This is a genomic window from Cupriavidus sp. KB_39 (genome assembly GCF_052114485.1).
Classification (GTDB): Bacteria; Pseudomonadota; Gammaproteobacteria; order Burkholderiales; family Burkholderiaceae; genus Cupriavidus.
In genome coordinates, this window is record NZ_JBFREV010000006.1 from 75,329 (window position 1) to 89,125 (window position 13,797).

The following is a 13,797-nucleotide window of genomic DNA, read 5'->3' on the forward strand; positions in this document are numbered from 1 at the left end:
AGCGAGGCTGATCAGCCCTGCTGGCGCACCTTGGTCAGCAGCTTGGTGGTGGAGCGGTCGTGCAGGAAGGGGATGGCGTAGGCCTGGCCGCCCCAGCTACGGACGAGGCGGGTTTCCTCGAGGGTGTCGATGTCGTAGTCGCCGCCCTTCACATAGATGTCGGGGCGCACCAGGCGGATCAGCTCCACTGGCGTCTTTTCGCGGAACATCGCCACCAGATCGACCGAGGTCAGCGCTGCGAGCAGCGCCATGCGGTCCGACTCATGGTTCAGCGGGCGGTCATCGCCCTTGCCCAGCATCTTCACCGAACCGTCGCTATTCACGCCCACGATCAGCGCCGCGCCCAGCTCGCGCGCCTGCGCGAGGTAGGTGGCGTGGCCACGGTGCATGATGTCGAACACGCCGTTGGTGAAGACCAGCGGGCGCGGCAGGGCGGCCACGGCGGCGCGCAGCGCGGCCGCGTCGTCAGCGGGAACGAGCTTCGATTCGAAAGCGGGAGCGGTCATTGAACGGCGTGGGTAGCGGGGATCAGGCCGGTTGCTGGCCTGCTGCCACGAGGCTGGCGTTCAGTTCCTTGCGGTAGCGGTTCAGTTCCTGCACGGTGTCGAACGTGCGTTCGAACAGCAGCGACATGTTGTGCAGGATGCGCTCGATCACCTTCTTTTCCCACACTTCGTCGAAGCGGATCTGCTCGTCGAGCCAGTGCTCGAGCCAGTCCGGGTCCGGCAGGCGGGACTGCACGGTGTCGTTGGGGAACAACGCCTTGTTCACGTGCAGGTTGGTCGGGTGGAGCGGCTTTTCCGTGCGGCGGGCCGAAGCCATCAGCACGCCGATCTTGGCGAAGGCGGCGCGCGCGGAGTCGCCGAACTGCGCCAGGTACTTCTTCATATAGCGCAGGTAGGCGCCGCCATGGCGGGCTTCGTCCTGCGACAGCGTGCGGTAGATGTGCTTGATCACCGGCTCGGTGTGCCATTCGGCAGCACGGCGATACCAGTGGTTCAGGCGAATCTCGCCGCAGAAGTGCAGCATGAGTGTCTCCAGCGGCGGGGCCGGATCGAACTCGAAGCGCACGGCATGCAGTTCTTCTTCCGTCGGCACGAGGTCCGGGCGGAAGCGGCGCAGGTACTCCATCAGCACCAGCGAGTGCTTCTGTTCCTCGAAGAACCAGATGCTCATGAACGCCGAAAAGTCGGAATCGTGGCGGTTATCGCGCAGGAACATCTCCGTGGCCGGCAGGGCGGACCATTCGGTGATGGCATTCATGCGGATGGTCTTCGCCTGGTCGTCCGTCAGCAGGCTGGGGTCGAAGGAATCCCAGGGGATGTCCTTGTCCATGTGCCAGCGGACCGATTCCAATGATTTGAACAGTTCGGGGTAGAGCATGGTAAGCCTTTGAAATTACGGGCGGATTCTACCAGATGGGAATTATTCTCGAATCTTTTCTCTAGTTCCTTTTTAGTGCGATTACTAGGGATTGCAACAGACGTTGCCCTTTTCTTGCGCTGTGCCGGCTGAGGAACCAGCGGGGCTGGCCCCAGGAAAGTGGACGAATTGCGACCTGAGAGGCCGAAAAGCGACGCCGGGACGGCTGCTCAGGGGGCTAGTAGGGCGTCAGCGCGGGATCGGTGGCGCGCGCGGTGGCGTGGCCGGTTTCGGGCACCACGCCATAGAGGAAGGCCGCGATGCCGTCCGCCTCCGCTGCGGCATCGCGCTCGCCCAGCGCCAGCAGGGCCTGGGTGAATTCGGGCTCGAACAGCAGGTAGCTCGCGAACGCGGCGCCGCGCGCCTCGGTACCGCCGAGCGGGGCGAGCATCGCGCGCACCGTGCGCGGCAGCCGGTGCACATGCTGGGCGGCGATGGACTCGATCGGTTCGCTCGGAGAAATCGTCATGACTTCCACCGGGCGCCAGCCGTCGGTCTCGCCGGCAGCCTCGGGCATGCGCGCGAGCAGCCGGTTGATGTGCATCAGCCGCTCGATGTCGGCCTGCAGGCCATCGAGGAAGATGCTGGCCAGCGCCTGCCCGCCCACCTGCGCGAGCGACGGATAGCCGCCGGACGGCACGGTATCGAACCAGCCCGGCCGCGGGCGCGACGCCGCGCCGATGGCCAGGATGCGCGACGCGCCGAGGTGGATGGCCGGCGAAAGCGGTGACATCTGGCGCATCGTGCCGTCGCCGAACCACTCGTGATGRCCYTCGATCTCGAGCGGCACGGCCGGGAACAGGAACGGAATCGATGAGGAAGCGAGCAGGTGGTCCACGCCGATCGGCGCTTCCACGGCCAGCCGCTGGTTGCGCTGCCATGGGTGGATGCGCCGGTGCGACTGGTAGAACGTGACATGGCGGCCGGTGCTGTACGACAGCGCGGTCACGGCGAAGGCCTGGAGCACGCCGGCGTCCAGGCTGGCCTGCACGCGGCCGGGTTCGAACAGCTCGGTCAGGAAGCTGTCGAGCGGGGCGCTGTCGAACAGCGCGCGCGGGGCCTGGCGGGTGATCCAGCCGAACGCCAGCGACGAGAGCCAGCGCGCGCCCGAGGCACCCACGCCCAGCACGCCGGTGCGATAGACGTCATCGGCATGAATGCCGTGCCAGAGCGCGGCGAGGCGGTCGGTGGCGGCCTGGAAGTCCGCGGCGCCCACCGCCATGCCGGCGCCGTTGATCGCCCCGGCCGAGGTGCCGGTGACGATGCCGAACGGCAACGGGCAATGCCCGAGCCCATGCCGCGTGGCGATGCGGGCGATGCCGGCCAGTACGCCGGCCTGGTAGGCCGCCCGCGCGCCGCCGCCCATCATGACCAGCGCCGTGCGCTGGCGCTGGCTGGCGCGGAGGGCCGGGTCGGCGTGCGTGACGCTCACAGGCGGCTCACTCGACGCTGTCCTTGGGGGTGCCCGGCGCGGCGGGTGCCTTCGCGGCGGGCTTTTTGGTCGACGGCTTTTTCGTGGCGGACGTCTTGGTGGCGGGCTTCGCAGCCTTGGTGGCAGCCTTCTTCGCGGCGGGCTTCTTCGCCCCCGCGCGCTTGGCCGCCGGCTTCGGGCTTGCCTTGCCGTTCGGGGCAGGATTGTCCCGTGCGGCGGGCGCCACGCCCTCCGCGCCCGGGGCGGCCGTCCCACCCATGCCACCCATCGCGCCGAATCCGCCCAGGTTGCCGAACGGCGCTGCGGTGGCCGCCGTCGCGCTGCCTGCGATCTGGCTGAACTGTTGCTGGAGCAGGTCCCACCACAGGCTCGCGTTGGGCGGCAGTGGGGCGGGACCGGCGGATTCGGGCGATGGGGCGGCTTCGGGTTCCTCGCCCTCGGCGGCTCCGGCGGTCACTTCAGGCGGCGCGTCGAAGTCCTCGTCGTCCTCGGCATTGGCCGCGTCGGCTTCCGCTTCGGAGACGGTCTCGGAGGCGGTCTCGGAGGCGGGGGACGGACGGAACGGGTGCGGCGGCGAGGTGCTCGGCGCGTTGGCCGCGCGCGCCACGTTCTCCATCGCGGTCTGCATGGCTTCCGGGGAGAGCGCGTTGCCGAAGGTTTGCAAGGCCACCAGCGTGGCGCGCTGTACCTCCAGCCCCTGGATGGTGGTGCGCAGCAGGCTCGCGTTCAGTTGCAGCCAGCCTTCCACAGCCTTCAGGTCGTGGATGCGCTTGTCGACCTCGTCGAGGTCCATCGGCGGGGTCATCGCGCTCAGGCCGGGCATCATGCCGCCGCCCGGCAGGCTGCCGCCGGCGCTCCAGATGCGGCGCAGGAATTCGAAGCCATTGGTGAAATCGGGGATCTGTCCGAACATGGTCGCGCGCTCTCCGTGGGGGGCCGCCAGGGCCGATCATTCCACCTTGGCTGGCCGGTTACTGGAATTCAGGCGGCCGCTTCTGGCGCAGGCTCGCCATGCCTTCATGTACGTCGGGGCCGCCAAAGCCCATGAATTCGAGTGCCAGCGAGGTATCGAACGCCGGGCCGGCCATGCGCAGCCAGTTGTTCAGCGCGTACTTGGTCCAGCGGATGGCCGTCTGGGACCCCGTCGCGAGCCGGTTGGCCACCTCGAACGCCTTGGCCACCAGCTGGTCTTCGTCCACTGCCAGCGATACCAGGCCTATGCGCTCGGCCTCCTCGCCGCTGAGCGACTCGCACAGCATCAGATAGTACTTGGCCTTGGCCATTCCGCACAGCAACGGCCACACGATGGCGGCGTGATCGCCCGCCGCCACCCCGAGCCGGGTATGGCCGTCGACGATCCGCGCGGTCTTGGCCGCAATCGAGATGTCGGCCAGCAGCCCCGCCACCAGCCCGGCGCCCACGGCCGGGCCGTGCATGGCCGAGACGATGGGTTTGTCGCAATTGATGACGTTGTAGACCAGGTCGCGCGCTTCGTGCCAGACCCGCGTGCGGGTGGCGAAGTCGTTGGCCATCTCCTCGACCAGGGACAGGTCGCCGCCAGCCGAGAAGCCGCGCCCTTCGCCCCGGATGATGGCGACGCGGATGTCCGGATCGGCGGAAATGTCGCGCCAGATCTCGGCCAGCTCGCGGTGCATGCCGGCGTCGGCGGTGGCCAGCTTCTGGTTGGCGGACTGCGCCGCGCCCATGATGACCTCGAGCACGGGGCCGTGGCGGCGCAGCGTCAGCGACGCGTAGCGCGCCAGGCGCGGGGAGAGGGTGGTGTCCGGGGTCTCGGGGGTCTCTGCGGTCATGGGGCGGCTTCCGTGGCAAGGGAGGGTTCCGCCGGCATGGGATCAATTGTCCGACCGGTCGGTCGGACAATTATAGGCACATTGCGCGTCAGCGCGGCGCCACGAGCTGGTCGATGGCGCCGAAGATCGACTGGCCCTGGGCGTCGAGCATCTCGATGCGCACCGCATCGCCATATTTCATGAACGCGGTGACCGGCTGGCCGCCCTCGATGGTCTCGATCATGCGCTGCTCGGCGATGCAGCAGTAGCCCTTGCTCCGGTCCACGTTCGAGATGGTGCCCGAGCCGACGATGCTGCCCGCGCGCACGTTCCGCGTCTTGCAGATGTGCGCGATGAGCTGGCCGAAGTCGAACACCATGTCGGTGCCGCAGTCGGGCGCGCCCACCTTCTTGCTGTTCCAGTGCACGGTCAGCGGCCGGTGCACCTTGCGGTCGTGCCAGGCTTCGCCCAGTTCGTCCGGCGTGATGGCCACCGGCGAGAACGCCGTGGCCGGCTTGCTCTGGAAGAAGCCGAAGCCCTTGCCCAGTTCGGCCGGAATCAGGTTGCGCAGCGAGACATCGTTGGCCAGCATCACCAGGCGGATGCCTTCGCCGGCCTGCTCGGGCGTGGCGCCCATGCGCACGTCGCCGGTAATCACGGCCACCTCGGCTTCGAAGTCGATGCCGAACGCCTCGCTGGCGCAGACGATGTCGTCCTGCGGGCCGAGGAAGTCGTCCGAGCCGCCCTGGTACATCAGCGGATCGGTCCAGAACTCGGGCGGCATCTCGGCGCCCCGSGCCTTGCGCACCAGTTCCACATGGTTGACGTAGGCCGAGCCGTCGGCCCACTGGTAGGCGCGCGGCAGCGGCGCCATGCAGTCCTTCGGCTGGAACGGGAACGGGTGGCGGGCGCGGCCGGCGTTCAGGGCGTCGTAGAGGTCCTGGAGCTGGGGGGCGTGGAAAGCCCAGTCGTCGAGCGCGCGCTGCAGCGTGCCGGCGATGTCGGTGGCGAAGTGCGCGGTCTTGAGGTCGCGGGAGACGACCACGAGCTGGCCGTCGCGCGAACCGTCCTTCAGGGTTGCGAGTTTCATGGGGGTGCGGGCAATCGTCGATGTGCGGTGGCCGGTAGTCTACCGGACCCGGGGCGCCGGGCCGCCGGCTGCCGTATAGAATGGCCGGCAACGCCGCTTCCACCTTCGCCCCGCATGACCGCACCCGACGATTCCCGCCTCGATGACGCCGCCGATCCTTCCAATGAGGACGATGGCAAGCGCGCGGGCATCCAGTCGATCGAGGTCGGCTTCCGGCTGCTCCAGGCGCTGGCGGCCTCGCCGCGCGCGATGATGCTGCGCGACCTGGCCGCCGCCGCCGACATGCCGCCGGCCAAGGCCCACCGGTACCTGGTGAGCTTCCAGCGCCTTGGCGCGGTGGCGCAGGACGCCGTGAGCGGGCGCTACGACCTCGGGCCGTTCGCGCTGCAACTGGGTCTGGCGGGGCTGAACCGGCTCGATCCGGTGCGCAAGGCGCGGCCGGTGCTGTCCCAGTTGCGCGACGAGATCGACCAGACCGTCGGCATCGCCGTGTGGGGCAACCACGGGCCGACCATCGTCCATTGGGAAGAATCGAGCCATCCGGTCAGCGTGAGCCTGCGGCTGGGCGATGTCATGCCGATGCTGAACTCGGCCACGGGGCGGCTGTATGGCGCCTACCTGTCGCGGCGCCAGACGCTGCCGCTGATCGAACGGGAATTCGCTACGCGCGGCGCCACGCCGCTGCCGGACATGCCCGCCTCGCTGGCCGACTACGACGCGATCTGCGCCGAAGTGCGCGCCCAGGGCGCGGCGCGCACGCGCGGCGGCGTGCTGCCGGGCATCAACGCGATCTCGCTGCCGGTGTTCGACGCCAACGGGCATTTGTCGATGGCGCTGATTGTGCTCGGCGCGCAGCGCGTATTCGATGCAGAATGGGGCGGTTCGGTGGACCGCCGCGTGCGGGACATCGCCCGACAGATCTCTTCGGAACTCGGATACCTTGGCGCAAGCCACTCGGCCGGACCCGCCGGCCACCCCTCGCGATAGCACGAAGCCACGCAGGCGACTCAGGCGGCGCTGGGTCGCGGTGATCGCGGTCGTGGTGTGCGTGGTGATTGCGCACCTGCTGGTGCTGCTCGGGCTGCTGCGCATGCCGCTGCCGGGCTTGCCCGAGATCAGCATTCCGCCATCGATGGAGGCGATGCTGCTGCCGCCGCCCGCCCCGCCTGCCCCGGCCCCGCGCCCCCGGCCCCGCCCGGTGCCCAAGACCCAGCCTGCCCCGCAGCCCCAGCCCGCCCCGGCCGAGCCCCAGGCGGCGCCGGACCTGGCCACGACGCCGTCCGGCGAGACCGGCGCCGTGACCGGCACCGGCGGGGAGGGTGCCGCGCCAGCCGGCGCCACCGCCACCGCCGCGCCGGCCCCCCCGGCCCCGCCCGCGCCGGCATCGCCCCAGTACAGCCCGCCGCCCTCGGCCACCATGCATTACTCGAGCTACGTCAACGGCGTGCAGAACCCGGACGGCCTGATCCGYTGGGAGCAGGACGGCGGCCACTACCGGYTGGTGGTGGAGACGCGCGTGCTGTGGTTCCGCTTCGTGTTCCAGAGCGCCGGCCAGATGGGGCCGGGCGGGCTGACCCCGCTGCGCTACGAGGAAGCCCGCCGCAGCAAGAAGGAAGTGGCGCGCTTCGACCCGGCCGCCGGGCAAATCGTGTTTGAAACGCGTGGCGGCCAGGTGCCGATGCCGCAGAACTTCCAGGACCGCTTCAGCGTGTTCCTGCAACTGGTCGGATGGGTCGCCGCCGACCCCCAGCGCTATGCCGCGCCGGGCGTGACGGACACCTTCAATGTGGCCGATACCCGCGAGGTGGAGCCGATGCAGGTGCAATACGTGGGCGAGGAGACCATCGAGATCGGCGTGCACGGCATGGTCACGACGAAGCACTTCGTGCGCCTGCCACGGCATCCGGGCGATAAACGGCGCGTGGAAGTGTGGCTGGCGCCGGCGCTGAAATGGCTGCCGGCGCGCCTCCGTCAGACGGAACCCGATGGCACACAGATTGATCTCGTCTATCGTAGTACTGAGGGACGATGAGAATGATTCGTGCTGTGACACCCCGGAGACCGACATATGGCTGACACGACCCCCCGACGCATACGCACTGGCGACGTGGACCTGCAAGTCCGCATCGATGGTTCGGACGGCCCGTGGGTGGTGTTGGCGCACGCGTTGGGGGCGAATCTGTCGCTCTGGGACGACACGGTGCAGCATCTGGCGCCCCGTTATCGCATACTGAGGTACGACCTGCGCGGCCATGGCGGCAGCGATGCCCCGATCGGGTCTTATACGATGGCGCGACTGGCCGATGACGTGGCCGCGCTGATGGACGCCCTCGAGATACCGCAGGCGCATTTCTGCGGGGTGTCGGTGGGCGGCATGATCGGGCAGACGCTCGGCGTGCGGCATGCGGAGCGGCTGCTGTCGCTGACGCTGGTCGACACGCACGACCATACGCCGATGACGGCGCACCCGATGTGGGCCAACCGCATCGGCCAGGCCGAGGCCCATGGCATGGCGGGCATGGTCAACGCCACGCTGGCGCGGTGGTTGACGGCCGGATTCCGGGAAGCGCATCCGGAGCCGGTCGAGAGGATCCGCAGGATGCTCCTGGGGACGCCGGTGGAAGGCTACGTCGGGGTGGCGCAAGCCATCGTGGCCTTCGACCTCTCGGAGGCCATCGGCCGGATTCATTGCCCCACGTTGGTGATCGTGGGCGAAAACGACGAGGGTGCGCCCGTTTCGATGGCGCAATCCATTGCCAGCAAGATCCACGGTGCGAAGCTCGAGGTATTGCCCGAGGCCGCGCACTTGCCGTTCCTGGAACAGCCGGAACGCTTTTTCGCGGTGTTCGATGCGTTCCTCGGCAATGCGGCATGTGGCGGTCAATGCGACGTGCCGTAGTAAGAAGCTGAAAGATTTTGGAATACAGAACTGCTCGGCGCTCAAGAAACTTGCGTGCGGCGCCGATGCCCAACCTAGGAGGGCAGCAATTGCACGCAAGGTTTCGTCCGGCAGCAGAACTTGAATTACGGACGACTACCCTCAGCTTGGAGGTGAAATCGCGGCATTCACGCCGGTTTACGCCGGAAACCGCAATAATCCGCGGGATTGTCGCCAACCATGACGCCAGGAGGTAGCGCAATGCAAATGATCTACAACAGCGACAATTACTGCATTGTCGAGTTTGGAGCAGATGTCGAGCATGCGCCCCTTGCCTCGGGCGGCTACGAAATCGTCGACAAGAACCTGAAACGCGAAATTTTCCTCGGTGGCCATATGGCCGAGACCTTCCGCGCCGACGTGACGCGTCTGATCGAGAGCGAGCCATCCGTGGAAGAGGTGGATGAATTCCTCGGCAAGTTCGATACGGTGATGAACAACCCGCTGGTCATGCACTGATCCCGGCACCGTCTGCCACACCGCGATACGACGACGCCCGCGCAAGCGGGCGTTTTTCATGGTGGGGGCGGGTCAGCGGCGTTGTCAGTACTGTTCCCACGGCAGCCCGTCGTGGCGCCAGCCATTCAGGGTATTGCGATGCCGCTGGGGGTCCAGGTCGCCCTCGAAGCCGTGCAGGACGTTGTACACCGTGGTGAAGCCAGCGCCTTCCAGCGCACGCGCCGCCGCCGTGGAGCGGTTGCCGCTGCGGCAGATCAGCAGCACCGGGCGGGCCGAGGCATGGCCGGCCAGTTTCTTCACCGCCTGGACGAAATGCGGGTTCACCTCCCAGTCCGGCCCGTCGTTCCAGGGCACGTTGTGGGCGCCCTGCGGATGGCCGACGAACAGGTATTCCATCTCGCTGCGGCAGTCGATGAACAGCGCATCGGGGGCGTTGTCGAGCAGGGCGCGGGCGTCGGCGGGACTCAGGTGTTGCATGCGGATGGCCGGTTGGGGCGGGTTGGGAACATGTGCGGTGGCGATTACGTCTCCCAGTGTAGGCCGCCACGCCCGGCACTGACAACCCGGGTGCGGCGCGGATTAGCGGGGTTTCCGATGTCCTTTCTGCCCGCAATGCCTTGATCACCCTGATAAAATCCCGCTCTTACCCAAAATTCGGCAGTCTTCCGCCCCCAGCCCCGTCATGAGCGCCACTCCCACACCTGTCCGTCCGTACACGCGGGCCGCCAACCTGCCCCGGTTGCTGCGCGACCGCATCCTGATCCTGGACGGCGCCATGGGCACCATGATCCAGCGCTACAAGCTTGGCGAGGCCGACTACCGCGGCGCGCGCTTCGTGGACCATCGCATCGACGTGAAGGGCAACAACGAGCTGCTGCTGCTGACGCGCCCGGACGTCATCAGCGAGATCCACGAGCAATACCTCGCCGCCGGCGCGGACCTGATCGAGACCAACACGTTCGGGGCCACGCGCGTGGCGCAGGAAGACTACAAGATGGCCGATCTGGCCTACGAGATGAACGTCGAGGCCGCCCGCCTGGCGCGCGCCGCCTGCGACAAGTTCAGCACGCCGGAGAAGCCGCGCTTCGTGGCCGGCGCCTTCGGCCCCACGCCGAAGACCGCCAGCATCAGCCCGGACGTGAACGACCCCGGCGCGCGCAACGTCACGTTCGAGGAACTGCGCCATTCCTACTACGAGCAGGGCAAGGCGCTGCTCGAGGGCGGCGCCGACGTGTTCCTGGTCGAGACGATCTTCGACACGCTGAACGCCAAGGCCGCGCTGTTCGCCATCGACCAGTTGTTCGAGGACACCGGCGAGCGCGTGCCCGTGATGATCTCCGGCACCGTGACCGACGCCTCGGGGCGCATCCTGTCCGGCCAGACCGTCGAGGCGTTCTGGAACAGCCTGCGCCACGCCCGGCCGATCACCTTCGGCCTGAACTGCGCGCTGGGCGCCACGCTGATGCGCCCGTACATCGCCGAACTGGCCAAGGTGTGCGATGCCGCGGTGTCCTGCTACCCGAACGCCGGCCTGCCCAACCCGATGAGCGACACCGGCTTCGATGAAACGCCCGAGGTCACCTCGTCGCTGGTGGAGGAATTCGCCGCGTCCGGGCTGGTGAACCTGGTGGGCGGCTGCTGCGGCACCACGCCCGAGCACATCGCCGCCATCGCCGCGCGCGTGGCCAACAAGGCGCCGCGCGCCTGGCCCGGCCAGTACCGCGACGACACCGCAACTGCCACCACGGCAGCCTGATCCATCGCCCGCCCCACACAAGACACATAGCCTTCCCATGAGCCAGCAAAACCTGCCCCCGCGTCCGATGCGCCTCTCCGGCCTGGAGCCGTTCACCATCGACGACGACACGCTGTTCGTCAACGTGGGCGAGCGTACCAACGTCACCGGCTCCAAGGCGTTCGCGCGCATGATCCTGAACGGCCAGTTCGACGAGGCGCTGGCCGTGGCCCGCCAGCAGGTGGAGAACGGCGCGCAGATCATCGACATCAACATGGACGAGGCCATGCTGGATTCGAAGGCGGCGATGGTGCGCTTCATGAACCTGATTGCCTCCGAGCCGGACATCGCGCGGGTGCCGATCATGATCGACTCGTCCAAGTGGGAGGTGATCGAGGCCGGCCTGCAATGCGTGCAGGGCAAGGCGGTGGTGAACTCGATCTCGCTCAAGGAAGGCGAGGAGCAGTTCCGCCACCACGCCGGGCTGATCCGCCGCTACGGCGCCGCCAGCGTGGTGATGGCGTTCGACGAGAAGGGCCAGGCCGACACCTTCGCGCGCAAGACCGAGATCTGCAAGCGCAGCTACGACCTGCTGGTGAACGAGCTGGGCTTCCCGCCCGAGGACATCATCTTCGACCCGAACATCTTCGCGGTGGCCACGGGCATCGAGGAGCACAACAACTACGCGGTGGACTTCATCGAGGCCACGCGCTGGATCAAGCAGAACCTGCCGTACGCGAAGGTGAGCGGCGGCGTCTCGAACGTCTCGTTCTCGTTCCGCGGCAACGACCTGGTGCGCGAGGCCATCCACACCGTGTTCCTGTACCACGCCATCGCGGCGGGCATGGACATGGGCATCGTCAACGCCGGCCAGCTCGGCGTGTACGACCAGCTCGACCCGGAACTGCGCGAGCGCGTGGAAGACGTGGTGCTGAACCGCCGCGACGATGCCACCGACCGCCTGCTGGAAATCGCCGACCGCTTCAAGGGCGGCGGCGCCAAGCGGGAAGAGAACCTGGCCTGGCGCGGCACGCCCGAGCAGCCGGTGACGGTGGCCGCGCGGCTGGCGCACGCGCTGGTGCACGGCATCACCAACTTCATCGTCGAGGACACCGAGGAGGCGCGCCAGGAGATCTTCGCGCGCGGCGGTCGCCCCATCGAGGTGATCGAAGGGCCGCTGATGGACGGCATGAACGTGGTCGGCGACCTGTTCGGCGCCGGCAAGATGTTCCTGCCGCAGGTGGTCAAGAGCGCGCGGGTGATGAAACAGGCCGTGGCGCACCTGCTGCCGTTCATCGAGGAAGAGAAGCGCCTGGTGGCCGAGGCCGGCGGCGACGTGCGCGCGCGCGGCAAGATCGTCATCGCCACGGTGAAGGGCGATGTGCATGACATCGGCAAGAACATCGTGTCGGTGGTGCTTCAGTGCAACAACTTCGAAGTCGTGAACATGGGCGTGATGGTGCCCTGCAACGAGATCCTGGCGCGGGCCAAGGTCGAGGGCGCCGACATCGTCGGGCTGTCCGGCCTGATCACCCCGTCGCTCGAGGAAATGGCCTATGTGGCGTCCGAGATGCAGCGTGACGACTACTTCCGCATCAAGAAGATTCCGCTGCTGATTGGCGGCGCCACCACCTCGCGCGTGCACACGGCGGTCAAGATCGCCCCGCACTACGAAGGCCCGGTGGTCTACGTGCCCGATGCCTCGCGCTCGGTCAGCGTGGCCTCCAGCCTGCTGTCGGACGAAGGCGCCAAGAAATACCTGGATGACCTGCGCGTCGACTACGACCGCATCCGCACCCAGCACGCCGGCAAGAAGGCCACGCCGATGGTGACGCTGGCCCAGGCACGCGCCAACAAGACGCCGGTGGACTGGAGCGGCTACGTCGCGCCGAAGCCGAAGTTCATCGGCCGTCGCGTGTTCCGCAACTACGACCTCGCCGAACTGGCGAACTACATCGACTGGGGTCCGTTCTTCCAGACCTGGGACCTCGCCGGMAAATTCCCGGACATCCTCAACGACGAGATCGTGGGCGAGTCTGCCCGCCGCGTGTTCTCGGACGGCAAGAGCATGCTGGCCCGCCTGATCCAGGGCCGCTGGCTGACTGCCAACGGCGTGATGGCGCTGCTGCCGGCCAACACGGTCAACGACGACGACATCGAGATCTACACCGACGAGACCCGCACCAAGGTCGCCCTGACCTGGCACAACCTGCGCCAGCAGAGCGAGCGCCCGGTGGTGGACGGCGTGCGCCGCCCYAACCGCTGCCTGGCGGACTTCATCGCCCCGAAGGACAGCGGCGTGGCCGACTACATCGGCCTGTTCGCGGTCACGGCCGGCATTGGCGTGGACAAGAAGGAGGCCCAGTTCGAGGCCGACCACGACGACTACAGCGCGATCATGTTCAAGTCGCTGGCCGACCGGTTGGCCGAAGCCTTCGCCGAATGCCTGCACGCGCGCGTGCGGACGGACCTGTGGGGCTACAACGCCGGCGAGACGCTGAGCAACGACGAGCTGATCGCCGAGTCGTATCCCGGTGTCCGCCCGGCGCCCGGCTATCCGGCCTGCCCGGAGCACACGGTCAAGGGCGCGATGTTCGAGTTCCTCGATGCCGCCGAGATCGGCATGGGCATCACCGAATCGCTGGCGATGACGCCGGCGGCCTCGGTGAGCGGCTTCTATCTCGCGCATCCGGACGCCACGTACTTCAGCGTGGGCAAGATCGGCCAGGACCAGCTCGACGACATGGTGGCGCGCCGTGGCGAAGACCGCGCCACGCTGGCACGCGCGCTCGCGCCGAACCTGTAACGGGCCTCACCACTGCTTACAGGGCATTACAAGTCCTCACAGACCGCGCCGGAAAGACTCCTTAGACTGAGCCTCAGTTCACGTGACACCGCGTGAATGCCGCGACGAATGTTTCGTCGCGGAGC

The 13,797-nt window shown here is 67.8% G+C and carries 13 protein-coding genes; 6 read left to right on the top strand and 7 right to left on the bottom strand.

Features of this window, described 5'->3' with window-relative positions; genetic code table 11:
- Positions 1–11: 11 nt before the first annotated feature.
- The 6 genes from rfaE2 to AB4Z27_RS06735 all read right to left on the bottom strand — a co-directional run bounded on the left by rfaE2 (position 12) and on the right by AB4Z27_RS06735 (position 5,734).
- Positions 12–506, bottom strand: coding sequence for a D-glycero-beta-D-manno-heptose 1-phosphate adenylyltransferase (gene rfaE2, locus AB4Z27_RS06710; protein WP_092291281.1), 495 nt, complete (start codon positions 504–506; stop codon positions 12–14).
- A 22-nt stretch (positions 507–528) separates the two neighbouring features.
- Complete coding sequence (locus AB4Z27_RS06715; RefSeq protein ID WP_092291283.1) at positions 529–1,383, bottom strand: ferritin; 855 nt, start codon at positions 1,381–1,383, stop codon at positions 529–531.
- A 217-nt stretch (positions 1,384–1,600) separates the two neighbouring features.
- The gene (locus AB4Z27_RS06720; RefSeq protein WP_092292085.1) at positions 1,601–2,791 is read right to left on the bottom strand and encodes a patatin-like phospholipase family protein; all 1,191 of its coding nucleotides are present in this window, start codon (positions 2,789–2,791) and stop codon (positions 1,601–1,603) included.
- A 70-nt stretch (positions 2,792–2,861) separates the two neighbouring features.
- Positions 2,862–3,767, bottom strand: a complete 906-nt coding sequence (locus AB4Z27_RS06725) for a PhaM family polyhydroxyalkanoate granule multifunctional regulatory protein (protein WP_441644125.1) — start codon at positions 3,765–3,767, stop codon at positions 2,862–2,864.
- A gap of 58 nt (positions 3,768–3,825) precedes the next feature.
- Entirely contained in the window at positions 3,826–4,665 is an 840-nt protein-coding gene (locus tag AB4Z27_RS06730) for an enoyl-CoA hydratase/isomerase family protein (RefSeq protein ID WP_092291287.1), read from the bottom strand.
- A gap of 88 nt (positions 4,666–4,753) precedes the next feature.
- Entirely contained in the window at positions 4,754–5,734 is a 981-nt protein-coding gene (locus AB4Z27_RS06735) for a fumarylacetoacetate hydrolase family protein (protein ID WP_092291289.1), read from the bottom strand.
- Positions 5,735–5,848: 114 nt separating this feature from the next.
- On the opposite strand from AB4Z27_RS06735, the gene AB4Z27_RS06740 reads away from it, so the two are divergent.
- The 4 genes from AB4Z27_RS06740 (at position 5,849) to AB4Z27_RS06755 (ending at position 9,131) form a co-directional block, all read left to right on the top strand.
- Positions 5,849–6,721, top strand: a complete 873-nt coding sequence (locus tag AB4Z27_RS06740) for an IclR family transcriptional regulator (protein WP_092291291.1) — start codon at positions 5,849–5,851, stop codon at positions 6,719–6,721.
- A gap of 40 nt (positions 6,722–6,761) precedes the next feature.
- Positions 6,762–7,766, top strand: coding sequence for a DUF3108 domain-containing protein (locus tag AB4Z27_RS06745; RefSeq protein WP_441644126.1), 1,005 nt, complete (start codon positions 6,762–6,764; stop codon positions 7,764–7,766).
- A 36-nt stretch (positions 7,767–7,802) separates the two neighbouring features.
- Positions 7,803–8,633 (top strand): 3-oxoadipate enol-lactonase, encoded by an 831-nt coding sequence (pcaD, locus tag AB4Z27_RS06750; protein WP_092291293.1) that lies wholly within the window; start codon positions 7,803–7,805, stop codon positions 8,631–8,633.
- A gap of 240 nt (positions 8,634–8,873) precedes the next feature.
- The gene (locus tag AB4Z27_RS06755; protein ID WP_092291295.1) at positions 8,874–9,131 is read left to right on the top strand and encodes a BTH_I0359 family protein; all 258 of its coding nucleotides are present in this window, start codon (positions 8,874–8,876) and stop codon (positions 9,129–9,131) included.
- A gap of 84 nt (positions 9,132–9,215) precedes the next feature.
- On the opposite strand, the gene AB4Z27_RS06760 is transcribed toward AB4Z27_RS06755, so the two are convergent.
- Positions 9,216–9,608 carry a rhodanese-like domain-containing protein gene (locus AB4Z27_RS06760; protein WP_092291297.1) on the bottom strand — a complete coding sequence of 131 codons (393 nt, stop codon included), beginning with the start codon at positions 9,606–9,608 and terminating at the stop codon, positions 9,216–9,218.
- A gap of 205 nt (positions 9,609–9,813) precedes the next feature.
- Between AB4Z27_RS06760 and AB4Z27_RS06765 the strand changes: the two genes are divergently transcribed.
- Both AB4Z27_RS06765 and metH read left to right on the top strand, forming a co-directional pair.
- Entirely contained in the window at positions 9,814–10,887 is a 1,074-nt protein-coding gene (locus AB4Z27_RS06765) for a homocysteine S-methyltransferase family protein (protein WP_092291299.1), read from the top strand.
- Between the two features lie 37 nt (positions 10,888–10,924).
- Positions 10,925–13,672, top strand: coding sequence for a methionine synthase (gene metH / locus AB4Z27_RS06770; protein WP_092291301.1), 2,748 nt, complete (start codon positions 10,925–10,927; stop codon positions 13,670–13,672).
- The last annotated feature ends 125 nt before the right edge of the window (positions 13,673–13,797 follow it).

Coding starts and splice junctions, on each gene's coding strand:
- rfaE2 (WP_092291281.1), bottom strand. CDS start 506: ATGACCGCTCCCGCTTTCGAATCGAAGCTCGTTCCCGCTGACGACGCG.
- AB4Z27_RS06715 (WP_092291283.1), bottom strand. CDS start 1,383: ATGCTCTACCCCGAACTGTTCAAATCATTGGAATCGGTCCGCTGGCAC.
- AB4Z27_RS06725 (WP_441644125.1), bottom strand. CDS start 3,767: ATGTTCGGACAGATCCCCGATTTCACCAATGGCTTCGAATTCCTGCGC.
- AB4Z27_RS06730 (WP_092291287.1), bottom strand. CDS start 4,665: ATGACCGCAGAGACCCCCGAGACCCCGGACACCACCCTCTCCCCGCGC.
- AB4Z27_RS06740 (WP_092291291.1), top strand. CDS start 5,849: ATGACCGCACCCGACGATTCCCGCCTCGATGACGCCGCCGATCCTTCC.
- pcaD (WP_092291293.1), top strand. CDS start 7,803: ATGGCTGACACGACCCCCCGACGCATACGCACTGGCGACGTGGACCTG.
- AB4Z27_RS06755 (WP_092291295.1), top strand. CDS start 8,874: ATGCAAATGATCTACAACAGCGACAATTACTGCATTGTCGAGTTTGGA.
- AB4Z27_RS06760 (WP_092291297.1), bottom strand. CDS start 9,608: ATGCAACACCTGAGTCCCGCCGACGCCCGCGCCCTGCTCGACAACGCC.
- AB4Z27_RS06765 (WP_092291299.1), top strand. CDS start 9,814: ATGAGCGCCACTCCCACACCTGTCCGTCCGTACACGCGGGCCGCCAAC.